Below are 21,719 nucleotides of genomic sequence, written 5' to 3'. Positions count from 1 at the left end.
CATGCCTGACCTCACTCTCCGCCGCCGGAGTGTCCTCGGCGGAATGATCGGCGGGGCCGCGCTCCTCGCTCTCCCCACACCGACCTGGGCCGACGCGTCCACCGACGAGCTCCGCCTCCGCTGGCAGACGCTGCTCACCGGCGGCCCGACGGTCGACCCCGCCGACCCGGATCTCGCCGTCGCGATCGCCCGAGTCGACCGCCTCGCCCAGTCCGCCCTCGCCACCCTCGACCGCTCGGCGAACCGCACCACTCTCTGGCCGGACCTCGCGAGTACAACGCTTTCCAACCACGTCGCCTCGAACTTCCGCCGGATCAAGCAGATCGCGGTCGCCTGGGCCACGAACGGATCGGCCTACCAAGGGAACGCGTCGGTTGCCGACGACATCCGAAGCGCTCTCGAATGGATGCACGCGAACCGCTACAGCCCCACGCTCCCGCGGTACGACAACGACTACGACTGGGAGATCGGCGGCGCCTCCGCCTTCGCCGACACACTGGTCCTGCTGTACGACGTGATTCCGGCGGACGTGCGTACGACGTACACGCAGGCCATCAACTACTACACGCCCGACCCGAACCTGTGGCGCGCCGACCGCCAGATCGCCACCGGCGCGAACCGGGTCTGGATCGCCACCGTGGTCGCGATCCGCGCTGTCCTCGACGGCGACACCGCGGCGCTCGTCCGGGTCCGCGACGCGATCAGCGACGTCGAGGGCAGCGGCGCGAACAGCGTGCTCGCCTTCAACGATGCGCCCGGCCGGATCGACGGAACCGGCGAGGGGTTTTCCAGCGACGGATCGTTCCTGCAGCACTACAAGCATCCGTACAACGGCGGCTACGGCAAGGAACTGCTCGGAACGCTTTCCTCTCTGCTCTACCTGCTCGGCGGGACCGAGTGGACCGTCACCGATCCGGAGCTCGAGAACATCTACGGCTGGATCAACGACGCCTTCGATCCGCTGATGGTGCGCGGTGACCTGATGGGTTCGGTCTGCGGCCGTGAGATCGCCCGTCCCAGCAAGCAGAACCACGCGCCGACCCAGACGATCATCGAGGGCACGCTGCGCCTGATCCCGGCCGCGCCAACGGAACGGGCCGCGCAACTGACCGCGCTGGTCAAGCAGTGGATCACCGAAGATACTTTCCGGGATTTCCTGACGGTGACCGATCCGGCCTCGCTGGTGGCGGCCCGGAACGTCCTCGCGTCGTCGGTGCCGGCCCGCGGTCCGCTCGTCGTGCACAAGCAGTACCCGCGGATGGACAAGGTCGCGCACCACCGTCCGTCGTTCACGATCGGACTGAGCGCGTACTCCTCGCGGATCTACAACTACGAGTCGATCCAGACCGAGAACCTGCACGGCTGGCACCTGTCCGACGGCATGGTGCTGCTGTACGACGACGACCTCGGTCACTACTCGGGCGACTACTGGCCGACAGTCGATCCGTATAGGTTGCCGGGGACAACGATTGACGCCCGACGGCTGGCTGACTCCTACGGTTTCCGCAGTACCAGCGAGGCCGACTGGGTCGGGGGTGCATCGATTCCGCGGCGGACGATCGGTGCCTACGGCATGGATCTGCGTGGGTACGGAACGAACCTTCGGGCGTTGAAGAGCTGGTTCCTGATCGACGACGTGATGGTGTGCCTCGGGTCGGACATCACCGGCGACGGCACCGTCGAGACGATCGTCGAGAACCGCAAACTGCGCACCGGCTCCGAGACCTTCACTGCCGCGCTGGGCTGGTGTCATCTCGAGGGAACCGGCGGCTACGTGTTCCCCGATCGCACTCCGGTCCAGACGCTGCGTGAGAACCGGACCGCGACCTGGCGGGAGATCAACCTCAAGTACGGCACCGACACTCCGGTGACCCGGCCCTACCAAACCGTGTGGTTCGCGCACGGTACGGCGCCCGTCGGAGAGCGCTACTTCTACGTGCAGTTGCCGACCGCAACACTTGCGGAGACGAAGTCGTTCGCCGGCAAGCTCCCGGTCCAGAAACTGCGGGCAGACAGTACGGCGCACGCGGTCCGGCTGCGCGACGTCCTGGCAGCCAACTTCTGGACGGCCGGCACCGTCGCCGAACTCGCCGCCGACGGTCCGGCCTCGATCGTGGTCGCCGGCGGAACGGTCGCGATCTCGGATCCGACGCAGACCCGTACCTCGGTCACCGTCGACCTGGACAAGCCCGACCTGCTGCTGACGAAGGCCGATGCCGGCGTGACGGTCAGCCGCCGTGGCCGCGGCTGGCGCATCGTCGTCGACACGACCGACCGCCACGGCAACGCCGCCACGGTCTGCTTCCGCTGAGAACGCAGTTACTGAAAGTCGCTCCCACTGAAAGGATGGCGAATGCTGGTCGACATGCCCCTGGACCGGTTGCGTGAGTATCGGCCGGAGCCGGAGGAGCCCGCGGACTTCGACGCGTTCTGGAAGCAGACGCTCGACGACGCGGCCGGCCGACTGATCGATGCCCGGTTCATGCCGTACGACGCACGTCTGGCGACCGTCGAGGTCCAGGACGTCACGTTCAGCGGGTGGGGTGGTCAACCGGTGAAGGCGTGGCTGCTCCTGCCCCGCCATCGCACCGGGCCGCTGCCCGCGGTCGTGCAGTACATCGGCTACAACGGTGGCCGCGGAATCCCGTACGAGTGGCTGACCTGGAGCGCGGCCGGGTACGCGCACCTGATCATGGACAACCGCGGCCAGGGCGGTGGCGGAAAAACCGTTTCGGAAACTCCGGACATCGCGCCGGAAGGACACGGATCGTCGGCACCGGGTTTCCTGACCCGCGGAATCGAGGATCCGGCCAAGCACTACTACCGCCGGCTGATCACTGACGCGGTCCGTGCGGTCGACGCCGCGAAGAGCAGCCCGGATGTCGACAGCGATCGGGTCGCCGTGGTCGGTGGCAGCCAGGGCGGAGGCCTGGCGATCGCGGTCGCCGGTCTGCGCGCCGACCTGTCCGCCGCCATCGCCGACGTACCGTTCCTGTCGCACTACCGGCGGGCGTCGCAGATCACCGACAACGGTCCGTACGCCGAGATCGCGCGCTGGCTCAAAGGGCACCGGTTCGAGACCGAGACCGCGATCGGCACGCTGTCCTACTTCGACGCGGTGAACTTCGCCGCCCGGGCGACCTGCCCGGCGTGGTTCTCGGTCGCGCTGATGGACAACATCTGCCCGCCGTCGACGGTGTTCGCGGCCTACCACCGGTACGCCGGTCCCGCGGAAATCGAGGTGTTCACCTACAACGGGCACGAAGGTGGCGCGGAATACGACCTGCCGCGCAAGCTCAGTGCGCTCGCCTCCGCCTTCGGCCACGATGCCTGAGGCGGAGCGCGCCCCAGAGGATCAACGCCGGTAGCCACAGCAGCACCAGCCAGGGAAGCCGCCACCAGCCGGACCCGCCGTCCAACTCCGCCTGGTCGCGACTTCCCTGGCCACCGCCACCCTCTTCGGTGGAGGCCAGCGGCCGGGCCGAGGTCGACCAGGCCAGGAACGCACCGCCGATCGGCACCGCGCCGAACAGGTACCGCTTCGTCTTCAGCCCGCTGAACGGCAGGCCGACCAGTTCGCCCTCGCGCGCCAGCCGGTCCGCGAGCGAATCGTGGTGCACCCGCGCCGCGCCTATCGCGACGACGGTCGCGGACAAACTCCTCCCGAACACCAACGGCCCGGAATCGACATCGCCCTGCCCGGTCGTGCCCTTCGGATACTCGCGAACGCCGAGCCCGGTGACGAACTTGTCCTTGAAGATCTCGTACTGCGTTCGCGCGAACACCGGATCGACGTCGATCAGAAACCGCTGGATCATCGCCTGCGACGAACCGCGCGCCCCGGAAACCTGCGGAACGGCCTGGTGCGGCAACAGCCCGGTCGCCGGATCCAGTTTCGTCTTCGCCGTCGTCACCCAGTTCTGCGCGATCTGCCCGAAGCGCGGTGCGACCAAGGCGTCGTACAGGCGGAGCGAGGCGATCGCGACGACCGAGTCGACCGGCCAGGCCTGCCCCGGGTACGCCGCCAGAAACGGGGTTTCCGCGGTTCGGAAAGCGGTGGCGATCTCCACCGATTCGCTGGTGAACGTGTCGCGGTCGGCGGCATCCGAGTGCCCCAGCGCGATCAGCCCGCCGCGCAGCCAGTTCGTCCAGCCCGCGTAGAAGACGCCGTACCGCGGTTGCAGCGACTCGTCGAACGGCGCGATCCCGTCCGTAGAGGCGATCCGGTCGAGCGCCCACCGCACCTCCGCCGTCGCGTCCGCGGATCGCTCGGGCTCGTCGATGCCGACCTGGACCCAGGTCAGTCCGTACAGCACGTTCAGAAAGAAATAGCCCTCCGGAAACTGTTTCTGCGCGGCCACATCCGCGCCGCCTTCGAGCTCGGCACGCAGGAACGCCAGCTGCTTCACCACGCCACGGGCGGGATCGGTCCACGGAAGGACCAGGCGCGCGGTCCCCACCCCAGCCATCACAGTGGCCATGACCGCTACGCCGATCACCAGCTTGCGCAGCACTGCATCAATCTAGAGGGTTTTCGGCAACCAACGGCGGTCGTACGGGTGACCATCCGAAGACTGGACGGCCGCCGCGCGACCCGCTCAGGTGCCGAGTGTCGACTCGCGGGTGATCAGGCGGGTGGGGAGGATCAATTGGCCGCGGCGGGGCGAACCGGCGATGACGTCGAGGAGTAGGTTGGCCGTCCGGCGGCCGAGTTCCTCGAGCTCCATGTCGACGGTCGTGAGCGGTGGGCGGCTCGCCAGCGCCATCACGGACCAGTTGTCGTACCCGGTGACCGCGATGTCGTCGGGGACCGAGCGACCGAGCTCGCGCAGGCGATCGCAGACGCCCCGGGCGATCTGGTCACTGCCGCAGGTGATCGCGTCCACGGTCGGCTGCGCCCGGAGCAGTACGTCCACCGCGTGCCGGCCCCAGCGCTCGCTCCACTCGCCGTACAGCGGCTGGCCGACGAACGCCTCCCGCGCGGCACCCATGGTCGCCGCGGCCCGGATCTGTGCGCTCAGGTGTGACTCCGGCCCGGTGACGTGCGCGATCTGTCCGCGGCCGAGGGACAGCAAATGCCGCGCGGCCGACGCGGCGCCGCCGTGGTCGTCGACGATCACCGACGTGTCGTCCGGATCGGTCGACGGACTGAAGGCGTAGACGACCGGGATCGGCACGTCGATCGGCTCCCGCGCCTCGGTCCGCCGGCCGGTCACGATGATGCCGTCCACCCGGCGCGACACCAGGGACTTCAGGTAGTGCTGTTCGCGGAGCGGGTCGTCGCGGGTGTCGCAGAGGACCAGTGCCATCTCGCCCGCGCTGAGCGCGTCCTCGGCGCCGAGCATGATCGGGATGCTGAACCGGCCGGAGCTGTCGGTGGTGATCAGACCGACCGTGAAACTGCGCCCGGACGCGAGCGCGCGGCCGCGGCTGTCCGGGGTGAATCCGAGCTGTTCGGCAGCCTGCCGGACGCGCTCGCGGGTCGCCGCGCGGAGCTGTCCGGTGTCGTTCAGCGCCTTCGACGCCGTGCTCGCCGACACGCCGGCCAGCGCGGCCACATCCTTGATCCCGGGCGTGCGGATGCCCCGTGACGCCATGCGGCAACTCCTTTCCTGAGGTTTCCGGCACAGTACCCCACGAATCGCCACCGGCTCGGAGTTTATCCACAGGCAGGGGTTGACCTGGCGCCGCAGGCTCTCTACCTTCGTCCAGGAAAACGTGTTCCGGATTTTCCTAACTCAGGAGTCACGGCAGATGAGCGCTTCCCCGGAAACTGTCACTACTTCCCGCAGCCCGGCGGCCACCACGAAGGGCCGCCGGCACCCCCTCGGACTCGGCCAGGTCACGATCACCGGCGGCTTCTGGGCGCCGAGGCAGGCCCGCAACGGCGCGGACGCCATCCCGAGCGGCCAGGACCAGCTCGAGAAGGCCGGAAACCTGCAGAACCTCCGCCTCGCGGCCGGTATCGGCGAGGGCGAGGCGATCGGCCCGGTGTTCGCCGACTCCGACGTCTACAAATGGCTCGAGGCCGCGGCCTGGGAGTACGGGCGCAACCCCGACGACGACCTGCTGCAGCGCATCCGCGACCTGACCGCGGTCGTCGCGGCCGCCCAACGCGAGGACGGGTACCTCGACTCGGTCGTCCAGCTCCGCTACGGCGACGAGGGCCGCTACCAGCAACTCGTCTGGAGCCACGAGCACTACTGCGCCGGGCACCTGATCCAGGCCGCGGTCGCCCAGGTCCGCTGCACCGGCGACCGGGCGCTGCTCGACGTCGCGACCAAGCTGGCCGACCACCTGGTCGCGACGTTCGGCGACGGCAAGACGGTCGACATCGACGGCCACCCGGTCATCGAGATGGCCCTCGTCGAGCTTTATCGAGAAACCGGTACGACGGCGTACCTGGACCTGGCGAAATGGTTCGTGGAGGCCCGTGGGCACGGGATCATCGAGCGGCACGGACACTCGCCGGCGTACTTCTCCGACCGGGTCCCGGTCCGCGAGGCGACGTCGGTCGAGGGGCACTCGGTCCGCGCGGTCTACCTCGCCGCCGGTGCGGCCGACGTCGCGCTGGAGACCGGCGACTCCGAGCTGCTGGATTCCCTGAAGCGGCAGTTCGACCACATGTGGTCCACGAAGACGTACGTCACCGGCGGGCTGGGCGCGCGCTGGGAGGGCGAGGCGTTCGGCGACGAGTACGAGCTGCCGCCGGATCGTGCGTACGCGGAAACGTGTGCCGCGATCGGCGGAATCCAGTGGGCCTGGCGGATGCTGCTCGGAACCGGTGAGGCGTCGTACGGCGATGCGATCGAGCGGATGCTGTACAACGGTTTCCTCGCCGGCGTCTCGCTGGCCGGGACCGAGTACTTCTACGTCAACCCGTTGCAGCTGCGCGGGGCGGCGTACCCGGACACCGGTCGGAGTCCGGCGCACGGACGGCGCGGCTGGTTCGACTGCGCGTGCTGCCCGCCGAACATCATGCGCACCCTGTCGAGCCTCGACGGCTACCTCGCGACGACCACCGACGACGCCGTCCAGATCCATCAGTACGCCGCGGGCGTCATCAAGTCCGGCGATGTCGAGCTGACTGTCGACACGAACTACCCGTGGGACGGCTCGGTCCGCATCACCAGCGCGACACCGGTGGCGGTCGAGCTGCGTATTCCGGGATGGGCGGACGGTGCGACGGTCAACGGGGAGCCCGTCGAAGCGGGTGGTTACGCCAGGGTCGAAGCCGCCGACATCGACCTCCAGTTGCCGCTCGTACCGCGTTTGGTCGGTGCGGATCCGCGGATCGACGCGGTGCGGGGCTGTGTCGCCATCGAACGGGGACCGCTGGTGTACGCCGTCGAGCAGGCGGACAACACGGCGAACGTCGACGACCTCCATCTGTTGCCTGAGGCCCCTGTCGCGCAGGGCTCGGACCTGCTGGGCGGGGTCACAGTCCTGTCGGCACGAGGACGTACCGGCACCGGGCACCGCGAGGGCTGGCCGTTCACCGGCGATGCGGGCGACTCCACCGGTGACGAGGTCGAGGTGACGGCGATCCCGTACTACGCGTGGGCGAACCGGGAGATCGGTGCCATGCGCGTCTGGCTGCCCAGGGCCTGATGATGCTCACCCGGCGGAAGTTCCTCGGCGTAGGCGCCGCGGCGACCACGGCCGGTCTGCTCCCGGGCTGTAGCTCGGTCCTGCCCGAACCCGACGTCCAGGCGGCGGGTTTCGGGCAGGACGCCACCGGCACCGTGCAGGTGTGGTGCCGGGCGGCGACGCAGAGCGGTCTGACCGACCTGGTGAAGAAGTTCAACGCGTCCCAGGACCGGCTCACCGTCGAGCTGACACCGGTCCTGGACGCCCAGTACGTGACCAAGCTGGCGACCGCAATCCGCGGCCGGACGGTGCCGGACCTGGTCGACATCGACGACATCAACTCGATGCTGTTCATTTACCGCGACGCGTTCACCGACCTGACCGAACCGCTCGCCGCGCTGGACTTCCGGGACAAACTCAGCCCGGGCCACCTCCGGCTGGCGACCAAGGACGAGCGGGTGTACGGCGTTCCGTACCTCGCGGACAACTCGATGTTCTGGTTCAACACCGAGCTGTCCGACCGGGCCGGCGTCGACCCCGACGAGGCGGTGAAGTCGTTCGGCAACCTGCTCGATGCAGCGCGGAAATTCCGGAAACTCGGCGACGACATCTACGCGTGGAGTTTCCCGGCGAACAGTCCGGGAGCGCTCGGCTTCGTCGTCCAGCCGATGGTGTGGGCCGCGGACACGGACCTGATCCAGGGCACGATCGGCAGCCAGTCCGGGCACATCGTCGGGAACGACGTGGTCCGGCAGATGCTCGAGCTGCACCGGCAGCTGTGGGTCGACGGGCTGGTGCCGCGGGCGAACTTCTCCGACGACGCGTCCCGGTGGGGGAGCGATTTCCGCGCCGGCAAGATCGGCATCTTTCCGTCCAACTACAGCGTGGTCGTGTCCGCGTCCGACGAGGCGTTCCACCAGAAGGTGACGCCGCGGTTGCTGTCCGAGCCTGACGGCGGTGCGGCGTTCTTCGACGGCGGCGACAACATGTGTATCCCGCGCGGCGCCCGCAATGCGTCGGGAGCGTGGGAGTTCGTGCGGTTCGCGCTGGATCTACCGCAGCAGATCGATCTGCCGGCCGGCGGTTACACGCCGGTGCGGTCCGATGCGCGGACTCCGGAGTTCGCGAAGAAGTACCCGCTGGCGACGCTGCCGCTGGAGCGCATCCAGGAGGGGTACGCGCCGACAACGCTTTCCTACAACCTCCTCTACAACCAGCCGGACGGGCCGTGGCTGCAGATGTTCCGCCGCGCCGTGTTCGACGGCGAGCTGGAGGCCGCCATGAAGGAAGCACAGCAGAACTACGACCGCATCCTGAAACAGGGGCAGGCATGAGTACCAGAGTGCGAGGTGCTCGCCGGCTGGATCCGGAACTGCGCAAGGCAGCTGCGGCGCGGCGGCGCGCCGACCACGGCTCGCTGACTCATCCATCGCGGACCGGGCTGCTCCTCGTGAGTCCCGCCGTACTGTTCGTCGGGGTCTTCGTCCTGATCCCGCTCGGGTTCGCGCTGGTGATCTCGCTGACCAACTGGCCGTTGATCGGCACGGTGAAGTTCAGCGGCCTGAAGAACTACACCGCGATCGTCTCCGACGCGGCGTTCGCCAAGTCCGTCCTCTACACCTTGCTGTACACGGTCATCGTGACCGGGCCGATCCTGGTGCTCGGCTACGCGCTCGCGGTCCTGGTACGCCGGAAACGCCGTGGCTCCACGGTGCTGCGGACGGTCTTCTTCCTGCCGTTCGTCGTCGGACTGTCCACGCTCAGCTTCGTCACCGTCCTGGAGGCGCAGCCGGACAGCGGCGTGATCAACATCGTGCTCCGCAAGCTCGGTATCACCGACGGTACGACGGCCTGGCTGGTGGACGGGCCACTCGCCACCGGGCTGATCTGCGTGCTGGTGATCTGGGCGGTCAGCGGGCTGACGATGATGCTGCTGATGGCCGGTATGCAGGCGATCCCACGTGACTTCTACGAGTCGGCCGAGCTGGACGGTGCGGGCTGGTGGAAACAGGAGTGGGAGATCACGATCCCGATCCTGCGGCGGACGATCGCGATGGCGGTGATCATCTCGGTGATCGGTTCGCTGCTCGCGTTCTCGCAGTTCTACATCCTCACCCGCGGCGGGCCGGGCACCGACACCACGACGGTGGTCCAGTACATCTACAACCGGGCCTTCGTCCAGCTGCAGCTCGGCGCCGCGACCGCGCTGTCGATCGTGCTGGTGATCGTGGTCGGTCTCGTCACCGCGGCCCAGTTCCGCCTGCTCCGGGAGAAGGACTGACGATGCGACTCAAGAACACGTTTTACGTGATCGGCGGTGGCGGCGCGTTCCTGGTCTTCGCCGTACCGTTGCTGTGGGCCCTCTTCCGGTCGGTGCAGCCGAACGACGTGATCGTCGCGGCCCCGGACGGGAATACGTTCTTCGACCTGACCTGGGACAACTTCCGGACGTTGATCGAGGGGCCCGGAAACCTGATCCGGGCGGTCGGGAACAGTCTGATCGTTGCCATCAGCACCGCAGTACTGACGGCGTTGCTCGCCACGTTCGCCGGGTACGGGTTCGCGCGCTTCCGGTTCCGCAGCGGTCCGGTGCTGTTCGCACTGGTGGTGGTGTCGATGATGATTCCGTTCCAGGCGATCCTGACGCCGCTGTACCTGGAGATGAACGTGCTGCGGCTGACGGACAGCCTGCTGGGCCTGGTGCTGTTCTACACCACGGTCAACCTGCCGTTCGGGGTGTTCGTGATGCGGAACTCGTTCGCCTCGGTGCCGGTGGAGCTGGAGGACTCGGCGCAGGTCGACGGTTGCGGAACGTTCCGGATGCTCGGTTCCGTCCTGCGTCCGCTGATCACTCCGGGCGCCGCGACTGTCGCGCTCTATGCGTTCCTGGCGGCCTGGACGGAGTTCCTGGGTGCGCTCACCTTCCTGACCAAGGACGAGCTCTACACGCTGCCGGTCGCGCTCGTGAACGTCCAGGCCGGCGCGTACGGCGAGATCAACTTCGGCTCGCTGGTCGCGGGATCGGTGATCGCGATGATCCCGTGCGTGGTGCTGTACATAGGCCTGCAGCGGTTCTACGTGAGCGGTCTCGCCTCCGGAGCCGTCAAAGGCTAGACGGAGCCAAGGCTGGACCGGATCAAAGGCCGGATCGGATCACAGGCTGGGCCGGATCTCGTGGTCGGCGTGGGCGGCGGCGTGCGCCTCGCCGACCTCGCGGCACAATGCCATCAGGTCCTCCTCGTTCCACACCTGCTGCTTGGCCTTCGGGCCGAGCTCGGTGATGTGGTCGCGGGCCCGCAGCAACCGCTGGAACACCCGCTCCCGCTCCGCCGGGTCGTCGGTGTACTCCGGATCGAGGTACGCCGTCGCGTCCCGGCGGATGTGGGCCATCGCGGTCTGCGTCCGCCCGCGGGTGCTGAACAGGGACGCGAGGATCGTGATCACCAGCACGACCAGGATCACGACCAGCGAGAGACCGGTGCTGATCTCGGCCACCTCGACGTGGTCGCCGCCGTTCACGAACGGCAGGTTGTTCTCGTGCAGCGCGTGCAGGATCAGCTTGGCGCCGATGAACGCGAGGATCGCGGCGAGCCCGAAGGACAGGTAGATCAGCCGGTCCAGGAGCCCGTCGAGCAGGAAGAACAGTTGCCGCAGACCGAGCAGGCTGAAGGCGGTCGCGGTGAACACGACGTACACGTTCTGGGTCAGGCCGAAGATCGCCGGGATCGAGTCGAGCGCGAACATCAGATCGGTGGCGCCGATCGCGACCATCACCAGCAGCATCGGGGTCAGCATCCGGCGGCCGTCGACGGTGGTCGTCAGTCGGTCTCCGTCGTAGTCCTCGGAGGTCCGGAACAGCCGGCGGCTCAGCCGGACGACCAGGTTCTGCGCCTGGTGCGACTCCTCGGTTTCCGGCTTGAGCATGTTTCCGGCGGTCAGCAGGAGCGCGATCCCGAACAGGTAGAACACCCAGGAAAACGTGTGCAGCAATGCCGAGCCGATGAAGATGAACCCGGCCCGGGCGATCAGGCTGACCACGATCCCGACCAGCAGGACCTTCTGCTGGTTCTCCCGGGGCACCCGGAAGCCGGTCATGATGATCAGGAACACGAACAGGTTGTCGACCGACAGCGCTTTCTCGGTGATGTACCCGGCGAAGTACTCCGAGCCCATGTCGACGCCGCCGAGGACGAGCGTGCCGAGTCCGAACAGCACCGCGATCCCGACGTAAAGCGCGGACCAGACAGCGGCCTCGCGCAGGGTCGGAACGTGCGCGGATCGCACATGGAAGAAGTAGTCGAACAGCAGCAGGCCGACGATCGCCAGCAGCGTCAACACCCAGACCAGCGGGGACACGGTCATGGGGCCTCCCGTCCTGGACTGAGGAACGGAGGGAGCGAAGCGACCGGAGCGACGAGGGAAGGACGGGAGTTCCAGCCCCATGACCCGCCGCGCCGGAGGCGTGGCATCAGCACCGTCATGGGGTTACCCAACCATGGTCAGCTCGCCGGTCTCAGCAACTCGGAGAAAATTGCCTAAAGTGCATCTTTGCCGTTTGGGCAACTTCTGTTACGGTCGGGACATGGCCAAGGGGTTGCGGGAGCGGAAGAAGCAGGAGACGCGGATCGCTTTGAGTTGGGCGGCGATCCGGCTCGCGGTCGAGCGCGGGTACGGCAACGTGCGGATCGAGGACATCGCCGCCGAGGCCGGTGTCTCGCTGCGGACGTTCCGCAACTACTTCGACAGCAAGGCCGACGCGATCGCCGCGCGCGAGGTGGACCGCAGCCTGCGGATCGCCGAGGAACTCCGGGCGCGGCCGGCCGACGAGCCGTTGTGGGTCGCGATCCGGGCGGCGATCGAGGAACACTTCGCCCTCGGCGAGGAAGGCCACGGCGGACGGCGGCCGCCGGACGAGCAGTGGCTCACAGGTATCCGCTTGATGATGAACGAGCCGGCCCTGCAGGGCGCGATCGCCCGCGCGTACGCCCGCGTCGGTGACGAACTGGCAGCCGCGATCGCCGACCGGACCGGGACCTCGGGGATGTACCCGCGACTCGTCGCCGAGGTGATCGGCGCGACTCGCGCCGTCGTGATGGCGGAGTGGCTGCGGGCCGATCCGCCACGCTCGATCGCCGACCTGCTGTCGTCGGCGCTCGACCAGGTCGAAGCCGGCCTGCCCGTCCCCGGCTAACGAACAAAACTACCTGACCCCGGTGAGTCGCCGGGGCGGTCAGTCACGCCCAAGTGGAGGGGAAATCATGGACGCAGAAGTTGTCATCGCCGGGGCCGGACCGAACGGCCTCATGCTCGCCAGTGAACTCCGGCTGGCCGGAGTCCGGCCGATCGTGCTGGAGAAACTCCCGGAACGCAGCACGGTTCCGCGCGCCAACGGCCTGGTCGGCCAGGTCATCAGAATGCTCGACCGGCGCGGACTCTACGAGCGCTTGAGCGGTACGCCGGGTCCGCCGCAGCCCGCTCTCGGATTCGTGTTCGGCGCGATGCCGTTGCCGCTCGACGTACTCGAGGAGAACCCGGTCTACCTGCTGCAGGTTCCGCAGGCACGGATCGAGGAGGTACTACAGGAGCGCGCACTGGAGCTCGGCGTCGAGATCCGGCGTGGTCACGAGTTGACCGGGTTCACGCAGGACGCGGACGGTGTCACGGTGTCGTTGTCCGGACCGGACGGCGACTACGAATTGCGGGCCGGCTATCTGGTCGGCGCCGACGGCGGCCACAGCCCGACGCGGAAACTCGCCGGAATCGACTTTCCTGGCGTCACCAACGACTCGATGGTGTCCCGGACGGGCAGCGCCGCCGTGCCGCCCGAGTACATCGAGAACGGGCTGCTGAAGATTCCGGGGTACGGCGTCGTGCCGCCGTTCCTGCACCAGCGAACGGAACGTGGCCTGTTCGTCTGGGCGCCGTTTCCGAATCGGCTGCCCGCGATCAGCACGGGAGAGTGGGACACGCCCCCGGAGGGCGAGGTGACGTTCCAAGAATTGCAGGAGAGCGCCGATCGGGTGCTCGGCGTTCATCTGCCGTTGGTCGAGCCAACGGGTGAGGGGGTTCGGCAGCTCCGCCGGGTGGTCGGCGGGAACAGCCGCCTGGCGTCGAGTTTCCGTTCCGGACGGGTGTTGCTGGTCGGCGACGCCGCGCATGTGCACTCCGCGATCGGCGGGCCGGGGCTGAACCTCGGGCTGCAGGATGCGGTCAACCTCGGGTGGAAACTGGCGGCCGAGGTGCAGGGCTGGGCGCCGCCAGGGCTGCTCGACACGTACGAGTCCGAGCGTCGGCCGGTGGGGGAGCGGGTCGTGATGCAGACCCAGGCGCAGTCCGCGTTGATCGCGCCGGGCGCCGACGTGACGGCGTTGCGGAAACTGTTCGGCGAGTTTCTGACCGATCCGCGGAACGTGCAGCGAATTGCGGAACTGATTTCCGGCGCGGACATCAAGTACCACGAGGGTTCGCACCCCCTGGTCGGCCGGTGGGCGCCGGATCTCGCAGTCGGCTCCAAGCGGTTGGCCGAGCTGATGCGGTCCGCCCGCCCGCTCCTCGTCGACCTCACCCCCGATGGCTCGTTCGCCGACCTGGTGGCGGATCCCATCGAGGTGGTCACCGGCCGGGGCGAGGCTCCGATCGCCTTGCTGATCAGACCGGACGGCTACGTCGCCTGGGCCGCCGAGCAGGACGGCGTCGCGGAACGTGAAGGTCTGCGTGACGCGGTAGTGCAGTGGTTTCAGCCACGCCCCTTGACCAGCGCGACGAGGTAACGGCACACCGACGTACCCGGATTGTGGAAGGTCGTCGGCAAAGGTGGGCCGAGCTGCAGGCAGTCGCCGGCGTGCAGTTCGTGAACCTGTGATCCTTCGTGGAAGCGCAGCTGTCCGTCGAGGATCCACAACTGCTGGTACTTGAAGATGTACGCGTCGGCCGGGTACGAGACCGACGCCGCAGGAGGCAGTTCCACCTCCACGAGCTCCAACGGCCCATCGGTCACCGGGGACACCGCGCGTCGGCGGTACCCGGCGACCGGGTCGGTCCAGACGGGCTGGTCGGCGGCTCGACGGAGCAGCTCACCCGTGTTTTCCGCGCGGGCGACCAGCTCGGACAATGTCATGCCGAGCGCACCGGACAGCTTCCCCAGCAGTACGGCGGTGGGCTGGGCCTCGCCCCGCTCGATCTTCCCGATCATCGCCCGCGAAACCCCCGACCGCTCGGCGAGCGCGTTCACGGACAGGTCCTGCGCGACCCGCGCCTGCTGCACGGTCGCGGCCAAGGATCGAGACAGATCATCAATCACGCTTGCCACTATAGCGGCAGATGTGGCTACTATCGTGTCATGGTTCAGGTCAGAGACGCTTCGGCCGCAGACGCCGAGGCCTGCGCGGCCATCTACGCGCCCTATGTCACCGGTACGTCGATCACGTTCGAGCTCGATCCGCCGACGGTCGAGGAGATGGCCGAGCGGATCGCCAAGGCCCAGTCCACCCACGCGTGGCTGGTTCTCGAAGACGACGGCCAGGTCGTCGGATATGCGTACGGCGGTCCGATGAAGCCGCGTCCGGCGTACCGCTGGTCCTGTGAGGTCAGCGTTTATGTTGCCTCCAGCCACCACCGCACCGGCGCCGGCCGAACGCTCTACAACGCCCTGTTCGACCGCCTGTCAGAACGCGGTTTCCGCACCGCCGTCGCCGGTGTCACGCTGCCCAATCCCGCCAGCGAGGCCCTGCACAAATCCCTCGGTTTCGACCCGATCGGCATCTATCGCGGCATCGGCTGGAAACTCGACGCCTGGCACGACGTCGCCTGGTCCCAGCGCCCCCTCGCCAAACTTCCCGATCCCCCCGAAGAACCCCGCTAGCCCTTCGGGTCGGTCATGGGCGGGCAGGTTCCGCCCGGCGTGGTGACCAGCTCGAAGTGCCAGATCTCGTTGGACAGGGTCTGGCAGAGGCCGTAGTGGTTGCCGTGGCGGATCAACCAGTAGTCGGCGTCGGTGGGGCCGATGTCGACGGCGTGGCCGGTGACGTGGTGCGATTCGTCCGGGTCGGCGACGTACTCCTTGGCCTTCTTCTTGCTGCCGTACTTGCGGATCGCCTTCTCCATCAGCTCTTCCTGGTACTTCTTGCTCCGCCAGCCCGTCGTGACCTGCATCTTGATCCCGTCCGCCTTCATCGCGGTCTCGGCCTTCTGGACGGCCTCGCGGAGGACGGGATCGAGCTTGGTGACCCCGGGCAGGCTGGTGTCGTACGCCGAGGTGTGGCCGGGCAGGACGCCGTCCGCCGTGCCGGGCGGTCCGCCCTTGGTCGAGCCGGACTTCGACGGCCGGCCGGAGGTCGACTCGGTGCTCGACCCGGTGCTTGATCCGGTGCTCGACGGCGACGAATCGTCCTGCGCGGAAACCGTTGTACACGAGGTCAGCGCGAGACTGCTGACGGCGGCAACGATCGCCAGGCCGGGTACGGCGAGCCGACGATCGCGCCTCAGGTGATTGGTCAGCATGCCGACAGTTCATCCAAGGTGATGTTGCGGCAGCGTCTGCGATTTCCGATATGTTTTCGATATCGGCCCCGGAACCTGACCCCGCAGGCAGTTGGCCCGCCCGGCGGGTGAGGATGGTGCGGTGAGTGACGACCGCCGATCAGGTGACCAGCAGGTGACGGTACGACGTGCCGTCGAGGAGGACGACGCGGCGCTGCTCGCGATCGAGCGGAGCGCGTGGGACGCGTCGTCGGGATTCCCGTCGTACCAGGACAGCTTGCAGGACACGTTCTTCAGCCGGAGCGGGCCGGAGGCGCATCTGGTCGCGGAGCACGAGGGCGCCGTGGTCGGGTACTTGCGCCTGCAGGACAAGTACCCGTTCCCCGAGGGTTCCGGCGTACTGTCGATCAACGGCCTCGCGGTCGCCCACGAGGCGCGCCGCCTGGGCGTCGCCTCCGCCCTCCTGGACGCTGCCACCGCCGAGGGCCGCCGCCGCGGCGCGCGCAAGATCAGCCTGCACGTCCACAGCACCAACACCGCCGCCCGCCGCCTGTACGAACGCCACGGCTACGTCCTGGAAGGCACCCACCCCAACGAATTCCTCATCGAGGGCGCCTACATAGCCGCCCTCGACATGGCCAAGACCTTGTAGGGGTCTTACGGGGTGAGGCCGTGGTCGCGGAGCCAGGGTTCGGGGTCGATGGGGTCGCCGCCGTGGGGGAGGACCTCGAAGTGGACGTGCGGGCCGGTGGTGTTGCCGGTCATGCCGATGCGGCCGACCATCGTGCCTGCCTCGACCGAGTCGCCGACGGAGACGTCGAACTCGGACATGTGGCTGTACGACGTGACCGTGCCGTCGGCGTGCCGCACCTTCACCTGACGGCCGTACGCGCCTTCGAAGTCGGCCTGGATGACCTCACCGGCCATCACCGAACGGACCGGCGTACCCATCGGGGCCGCGAAGTCGAGACCGGTGTGGTTGTGGGCCCAGCGGCCGCCGGCCTGGTTGAAACGGGCGGTCAGGTGGTAGCCGGTGGTCGGCAACACGATCTTCGGGGCCGCGTCCGCCTTGAGCGCCGCGGCCTTGGCGAGGGCGTCCTTCTTCGCGGCGGCGAGGGCCTTGGCGTTCGCCTCGGCCTTCTTCGCGGCGGCTGCCTTCGCGGCTGCCAGCGCAAGCGCCCGGCGCTGCGTCAGCGCCGCGTTCGCGGCCAGGCGTGCGGCCCGCTGCTTCGCGGCGGTCTCGGCCGCCGCCTTCCGGGTCGATGCGAGCGACAGGTCGATCCGGGACGCGTCCCGGGATCCGAGGTCGCGCCGGTCGACCCGGGCGGCGGTCAGAGCGTCGGCCTGTGAGGGGCTCAGGCCGGTGCTTCCGGATGCTGCGGCCGGACCGGTCGCGGACGAGCTGAGGCCGACGGTCGTGGTCCCGGCCGCGGCGGCCAAGGCGGCGGTCAGGCCGATCAGCTGGGTACGGCGGGTCGCGTTGCGGCGGGAGGAGCGGTGCTTTGCCACCCGGCGCGAAGCAGCCGGGCGGCTGGACGCCTGCCGCTCTGTTTGCGGCGCGTCTTGGTGAGTGGGCACGAGAAGCCTTCCAGGGAGGGGTATTCGCCGTTGAGGGGTACGGCGACTGAACGACCATAACGAGGAGGTCACGGCGCCTCAAACACGGATTGCGGAACGCTCAACAAAATCGAACACGCTCGGTGAGGACGTCCTGCCGTCCGGTGCATGCTCAGGCGTGAACCAGCTGGGCAAGAAAGTCGCCGCGGCTGTGACGCGGATCACCTGGCGATCGACCCGGGCAGGCCCTCCGGACCGGTATACGCCGTCCATATATTGAGAGCTTTGTCGATCGACTTACTAATCTTTCAGTCGCGTCCCATACTGAAATGACACCACCGACGAGAGGAGACGGGAATGACGCGCAAGCCGCCGTACTACCGCCTCCACATCGACCTCCTCCGGGTCTCCAGCGCCCTCTGTCTGCGCTGACCTGAGTCTTCTCACGTCCTGTCAGGGCGTCCGGTTCCGGACGCCTGCTGCCCGCTGCCGCCCTCCGCCGTCGCAGGGCCCGCGAAGCCTGCCCACCGCCAGGGAGTGTCATCGTGTCCACCACTTCAGTCACGCCTGCGTCCGGTACGACCGGACCGCCGGCGACCGCCGTACCGCTCGAAGCCGATCTGACCGTCGTCGCCCGGCGACATCCGTGGCGCTGGGTCGGCGTCGGGGTCGTCCTCGTCCTGCTCGCGATGTTCGTGCACGGACTGGCCACCAATCCGGGCTGGGACTGGCCGACGTTCTTCCAGTTCTTCGCCACCCGGACCGTCTTCTCGGCGCTCTGGGTGACCGTGCAGCTGACGGTGTACGGCACGGTGCTCGGGTTCGTGCTCGGCGCCGTGCTCGCGTCGATGCGGCTGTCCGGCAGCCCGTTCCTGCAGGTAGTTGCCTGGGGCTACATCTGGGCGTTCCGCTCGATCCCGTTGATCGTGCAGCTGCTGTTCTGGTTCAACATCGCCTACCTCTACCAGGAGCTCAGCCTGGGTATCCCGTTCGGCCCGGAGTTCGTGCACTTCAGTACGAACAACCTGTTCGGTCCGCTCGGCGCCGCCGTACTGGGACTGGCCCTGCACCAGGCTGCGTACGCCGCGGAAATCATCCGCGGTGGAATCATTTCCGTCGACGCCGGCCAGACCGAAGCCGCCGCCGCACTGGGGATTCCGAAACGGCGGCAGTTCTTCCGGATCGTGCTGCCGCAGGCGATGCGCTCGATCCTGCCGAACGGCGCGAACGAGGTGATCAGCCTGTTCAAGGGCACCTCGATCGTCTCGGTGATGGCGATCCCGGAGCTCTTCTACCAGGTGCAGGTGATCTACGGCCGGAACAGCCGCGTCGTACCGCTGCTCATGGTCGCCACGGTCTGGTACATCATCCTGACCACCCTGCTGTCGATCGTGCAGTACTACGTGGAACGCCGCTTCGCGCGAGGTACGACGCGATGATCGACGTGAAGGGTGTGCACAAGAGCTTCGGCGAACTCGAAGTACTGAAGGGGATCGACCTCGAGGTCCAGGCCGGTGCGGTCACCGTGATCCTCGGCCCGTCCGGATCGGGGAAGTCGACGCTGCTGCGGTCGATCAACCATCTGGAGAAGGTGGATCGCGGGCTGATCCGGATCGACGGCGAGCTGATCGGGTACCGACGCCGCGGCGACAAGCTGCACGAGCTGCGGGAGCGCGACATCCTGCGGCAGCGGTCGCAGGTCGGGTTCGTGTTCCAGAACTTCAACCTGTTCGGGCATCTCACCGCGCTGCAGAACGTCGTCGAGGCGCCGGTGTCGGCACAGCGCCGCAAGCGCAGCGAGGTCGAGCCGTTCGCGCGCGAGCTGCTGGAGCGCGTCGGCGTCGGTGAGAAGGCCGACGCCTACCCGCGGCAGCTGTCCGGCGGTCAGCAGCAACGTGTCGCGATCGCTCGCGCGCTGGCGCTGAAACCGAAGGTCCTGCTGTTCGACGAGCCGACCAGCGCGCTGGACCCGGAGCTCGTCGGCGAGGTCCTCGACGTGATCAAGGAGCTCGCGCGCGACGGCTCCACGATGGTCGTCGTCACCCACGAGATCGGCTTCGCCCGGGAGATCGCCGACACGGTGGTCTTCATCGACGGCGGCCGGATCGTCGAATCGGGTCCACCGCGAGAAGTGCTCGACAACCCCGTCCACGAGCGCACCCGTGCGTTCATCTCGAAGGTGCTGTGATGAAACGACTTCTTGTCCTCTCCCTTGCGCTGCTCACACTGACTGGTTGTGGTGCCGATGCCACCGCTGCCTCGGACACGGGGGTCAACACCTCCGCCGAGCAGAACCGGGTGACCACCACTCGCAATGATGCCGCTGCCGCGTTGCTGCCGGCCAAGGTCCGCGACCGCGGCACGTTGGTCGTCGGCGCCGGCTTCGGCAGCGGCAGCGTGCCGCTCGGCTTCTACGCCGACGACAACAAGACGCCGATCGGGCTGGAGGTGGATATCGCCTACCTCGTCGCGCAGGCGCTCGGCCTGCAGCCGGAGATCGAGGTGACCAGCTGGGAGAACCTGTTCGTCGGCCTCGACTCGGCCAAGTACGACGTGGGTTTCTCGAACATCACCGTGACCGAGAAGCGCAAGCAGAAGTACGACTTCGCGACGTACCGCAAGGACGACATCGCGTTCGAGGCGAAGAAGGGTGGCACCTGGCGGGTCACCGGTGCGAAGGACATCGCCGGGAAAACGATTGCGGTCAGTTCGGGGACGAACCAGGAGAAGATCCTGGTCGACTGGAACGAGGCGAACGTCAAAGCCGGGTTGCCGGCGGCAACGATCAAGTACTTCCAGAAGAACACCGACACGTACCTGGCGCTGAGCTCCGGCCGGATCGACGGGTACCTCGGGCCGAACCCGTCGATCGCCTATCACGTGAAGACGTCCGGCGAGACAGAGACGATCGGCAAGTTCTCCGGCGCCGGGCCGACGCTGCAGGGCCTGATCGCGGCCACCACCAAGAAGGACAGCGGCCTGGTGAAGGCCTACCAGGCAGCGATCGACGGCGTGATCGCGGACGGCAGCTACGCACGAGTCCTGGACCGCTGGAACGTGTCGACCGAGGCGGTCGCCAAGTCCGAGATCAACCCGCCCGGCCTTCCCTGACGAGCTGAGGACAACCGATGAGAAAACGTTGGAGCTTGGTGCTCGGGGTGGTTCTGCTGGCAGCGGCTGCTTGTGCGGATCCACAGACTGAACCCGCTGCCAAGAGCGGTGACACGTCGGCGGTGGCGTTCGACACCTCGCCTGATCAGAAACACATCACGTCGGCGAAGGTGGACAGCATCGCGGCCGAGTTGCCGGCCTCGGTACGGGAGTCCGGGAAGCTGGTGGTCGGGAACGGCTCGGCCGGTGGCGGTCTGCCGCCGCTCGGGTTCACGGCGGACGACAACAAGACGCCGATCGGCGTCGAGATCGACGTCGCCTACCTGGTCGCGAGCGTCCTCGGGCTGCAGGCCGAGATCGACACGACGAGCTGGGAGAACCTGTTCCTCGGGCTCGACTCCGGGAAATACCAGGTCGGAATCTCGAACATCGGAGTTTCCGAGTTGCGCAAGGAGAAGTACGACTTCGCGACGTACCGGCTCGGGCTGCACGCGTTCGAGGCGAAGGTCGGCTCAGGGCTGAAGATCACCGGCCCGGCGGACCTCTCCGGAAAGAACGTCGCGGTCGGTTCCGGAACGTTGCAGGAAGCGATCCTCGTCGACTGGAACAAGCAGAACGTCGCGGCCGGCCGGAAACCCGCGAACCTCAGGTACTACCAGCAGGCCGCGGACACCTACCTCGCGCTGCAGTCCGGCCGGATCGACCTGTACCTCGGCCCGAACCCGAACGCGTCGTACCACGTCGCGACCCAGCACAAGACCGAGATCGTCGGCACCGTGTCGTCCAGCTATCCCGTGCAGGGCCTGGTCGGGATCACGACGAAGAAGAACAACGGTCTCGTCCAGCCGCTCGCGGACGCGCTGAACGCGGCGATCGCGGACGGCAGCTACGCGAAGGTGCTGGCCAAGTGGGGCCTGCAGGCCGAGGCCGTCCCGAAGTCCTTGATCAACCCGCCCGGTCTGCCGAAGAAATAGGAGAATTCA

General features: G+C 67.8%; 21 protein-coding genes. 15 read left to right on the top strand and 6 right to left on the bottom strand.

Annotated features, from left to right (window positions below):
- Position 1: 1 nt before the first annotated feature.
- Together EV651_RS34720 and EV651_RS34715 are read left to right on the top strand one after the other, a co-directional pair.
- The gene (locus tag EV651_RS34720) at positions 2 to 2,311 is read left to right on the top strand and encodes a polysaccharide lyase 8 family protein (RefSeq protein WP_133789487.1); all 2,310 of its coding nucleotides are present in this window, start codon (positions 2 to 4) and stop codon (positions 2,309 to 2,311) included.
- Positions 2,312 to 2,353: 42 nt separating this feature from the next.
- Positions 2,354 to 3,334 (top strand): acetylxylan esterase, encoded by a 981-nt coding sequence (locus tag EV651_RS34715; protein WP_133789486.1) that lies wholly within the window; start codon positions 2,354 to 2,356, stop codon positions 3,332 to 3,334.
- On the opposite strand, the gene EV651_RS34710 is transcribed toward EV651_RS34715, so the two are convergent.
- Positions 3,297 to 4,514 (bottom strand): hypothetical protein, encoded by a 1,218-nt coding sequence (locus tag EV651_RS34710; protein ID WP_133789485.1) that lies wholly within the window; start codon positions 4,512 to 4,514, stop codon positions 3,297 to 3,299. The genes EV651_RS34715 and EV651_RS34710 overlap by 38 nt on opposite strands.
- 84 nt (positions 4,515 to 4,598) lie before the next feature.
- Entirely contained in the window at positions 4,599 to 5,597 is a 999-nt protein-coding gene (locus EV651_RS34705) for a LacI family DNA-binding transcriptional regulator (protein WP_133789484.1), read from the bottom strand.
- 157 nt (positions 5,598 to 5,754) lie between these two features.
- Here EV651_RS34705 and EV651_RS34700 point away from each other — a divergent pair, with 157 nt between their 5' ends.
- The 4 genes from EV651_RS34700 to EV651_RS34685 are packed head-to-tail and all read left to right on the top strand — an operon-like array spanning position 5,755 to position 10,704.
- Positions 5,755 to 7,611: a glycoside hydrolase family 127 protein gene (locus EV651_RS34700; RefSeq protein ID WP_133789483.1), complete on the top strand. Its 1,857-nt coding sequence runs from the start codon at positions 5,755 to 5,757 to the stop codon at positions 7,609 to 7,611.
- On the top strand, positions 7,560 to 8,924 hold the full coding sequence (locus EV651_RS34695; protein WP_202870648.1) for an extracellular solute-binding protein: 1,365 nt from the start codon (positions 7,560 to 7,562) through the stop codon (positions 8,922 to 8,924). Before EV651_RS34700 ends, EV651_RS34695 begins: the two co-directional genes overlap by 52 nt.
- Positions 8,921 to 9,871, top strand: coding sequence for a carbohydrate ABC transporter permease (locus tag EV651_RS34690; protein ID WP_133789482.1), 951 nt, complete (start codon positions 8,921 to 8,923; stop codon positions 9,869 to 9,871). Before EV651_RS34695 ends, EV651_RS34690 begins: the two co-directional genes overlap by 4 nt.
- A 2-nt stretch (positions 9,872 to 9,873) precedes the next feature.
- Positions 9,874 to 10,704: a carbohydrate ABC transporter permease gene (locus tag EV651_RS34685; RefSeq protein WP_133789481.1), complete on the top strand. Its 831-nt coding sequence runs from the start codon at positions 9,874 to 9,876 to the stop codon at positions 10,702 to 10,704.
- Positions 10,705 to 10,743: 39 nt separating this feature from the next.
- Here the strand turns inward: EV651_RS34685 and EV651_RS34680 are convergent, their stop codons facing one another.
- On the bottom strand, positions 10,744 to 11,952 hold the full coding sequence (locus EV651_RS34680; protein ID WP_133789480.1) for a TerC/Alx family metal homeostasis membrane protein: 1,209 nt from the start codon (positions 11,950 to 11,952) through the stop codon (positions 10,744 to 10,746).
- A 220-nt stretch (positions 11,953 to 12,172) separates the two neighbouring features.
- On the opposite strand from EV651_RS34680, the gene EV651_RS34675 reads away from it, so the two are divergent.
- Both EV651_RS34675 and EV651_RS34670 read left to right on the top strand, forming a co-directional pair.
- Entirely contained in the window at positions 12,173 to 12,781 is a 609-nt protein-coding gene (locus EV651_RS34675; RefSeq protein WP_133789479.1) for a TetR/AcrR family transcriptional regulator, read from the top strand.
- Between the two features lie 67 nt (positions 12,782 to 12,848).
- Positions 12,849 to 14,360 (top strand): FAD-dependent monooxygenase, encoded by a 1,512-nt coding sequence (locus EV651_RS34670; protein ID WP_133789478.1) that lies wholly within the window; start codon positions 12,849 to 12,851, stop codon positions 14,358 to 14,360.
- Here the strand turns inward: EV651_RS34670 and EV651_RS34665 are convergent.
- A complete protein-coding gene (locus tag EV651_RS34665) occupies positions 14,327 to 14,890 on the bottom strand; it encodes a helix-turn-helix domain-containing protein (RefSeq protein WP_133789477.1) in 564 nt (187 codons plus the stop codon). The genes EV651_RS34670 and EV651_RS34665 overlap by 34 nt on opposite strands.
- Positions 14,891 to 14,929: 39 nt before the next feature.
- Between EV651_RS34665 and EV651_RS34660 the strand changes: the two genes are divergently transcribed.
- On the top strand, positions 14,930 to 15,451 hold the full coding sequence (locus tag EV651_RS34660) for a GNAT family N-acetyltransferase (RefSeq protein WP_133789476.1): 522 nt from the start codon (positions 14,930 to 14,932) through the stop codon (positions 15,449 to 15,451).
- Here the strand turns inward: EV651_RS34660 and EV651_RS34655 are convergent.
- Positions 15,448 to 16,089 carry a M15 family metallopeptidase gene (locus EV651_RS34655; protein WP_133789475.1) on the bottom strand — a complete coding sequence of 214 codons (642 nt, stop codon included), beginning with the start codon at positions 16,087 to 16,089 and terminating at the stop codon, positions 15,448 to 15,450. The genes EV651_RS34660 and EV651_RS34655 overlap by 4 nt on opposite strands.
- 121 nt (positions 16,090 to 16,210) lie before the next feature.
- On the opposite strand from EV651_RS34655, the gene EV651_RS34650 reads away from it, so the two are divergent.
- A complete protein-coding gene (locus EV651_RS34650) occupies positions 16,211 to 16,720 on the top strand; it encodes a GNAT family N-acetyltransferase (RefSeq protein ID WP_133789474.1) in 510 nt (169 codons plus the stop codon).
- A 5-nt stretch (positions 16,721 to 16,725) separates the two neighbouring features.
- Here EV651_RS34650 and EV651_RS34645 read toward each other — a convergent pair whose 3' ends face one another.
- Positions 16,726 to 17,646: a M23 family metallopeptidase gene (locus tag EV651_RS34645; RefSeq protein ID WP_238157380.1), complete on the bottom strand. Its 921-nt coding sequence runs from the start codon at positions 17,644 to 17,646 to the stop codon at positions 16,726 to 16,728.
- 336 nt (positions 17,647 to 17,982) lie between these two features.
- Between EV651_RS34645 and EV651_RS43460 the strand changes: the two genes are divergently transcribed.
- From EV651_RS43460 to EV651_RS34625, 5 genes are all read left to right on the top strand, one after another.
- Positions 17,983 to 18,057, top strand: a complete 75-nt coding sequence (locus EV651_RS43460) for a putative leader peptide (RefSeq protein WP_355483003.1) — start codon at positions 17,983 to 17,985, stop codon at positions 18,055 to 18,057.
- A gap of 113 nt (positions 18,058 to 18,170) precedes the next feature.
- The gene (locus tag EV651_RS34640; protein ID WP_133789473.1) at positions 18,171 to 19,064 is read left to right on the top strand and encodes an amino acid ABC transporter permease; all 894 of its coding nucleotides are present in this window, start codon (positions 18,171 to 18,173) and stop codon (positions 19,062 to 19,064) included.
- Positions 19,061 to 19,813 (top strand): amino acid ABC transporter ATP-binding protein, encoded by a 753-nt coding sequence (locus EV651_RS34635; RefSeq protein WP_133789472.1) that lies wholly within the window; start codon positions 19,061 to 19,063, stop codon positions 19,811 to 19,813. The genes EV651_RS34640 and EV651_RS34635 overlap by 4 nt, the downstream gene beginning before the upstream one ends.
- Positions 19,813 to 20,736, top strand: a complete 924-nt coding sequence (locus tag EV651_RS34630; protein ID WP_133789471.1) for an ABC transporter substrate-binding protein — start codon at positions 19,813 to 19,815, stop codon at positions 20,734 to 20,736. The genes EV651_RS34635 and EV651_RS34630 overlap by 1 nt, the downstream gene beginning before the upstream one ends.
- Before the next feature lie 17 nt (positions 20,737 to 20,753).
- Positions 20,754 to 21,710, top strand: a complete 957-nt coding sequence (locus tag EV651_RS34625; protein ID WP_133789470.1) for an ABC transporter substrate-binding protein — start codon at positions 20,754 to 20,756, stop codon at positions 21,708 to 21,710.
- The last annotated feature ends 9 nt before the right edge of the window (positions 21,711 to 21,719 follow it).

Origin of the sequence: Kribbella sp. VKM Ac-2571 (assembly GCF_004362255.1) — a bacterium.
In the GTDB taxonomy this organism is placed as follows: Bacteria; Actinomycetota; Actinomycetes; order Propionibacteriales; family Kribbellaceae; genus Kribbella; species Kribbella pratensis.
Note: the sequence above shows the minus strand (reverse complement) of the source record. Positions and strands in the feature narration are given on the sequence as shown.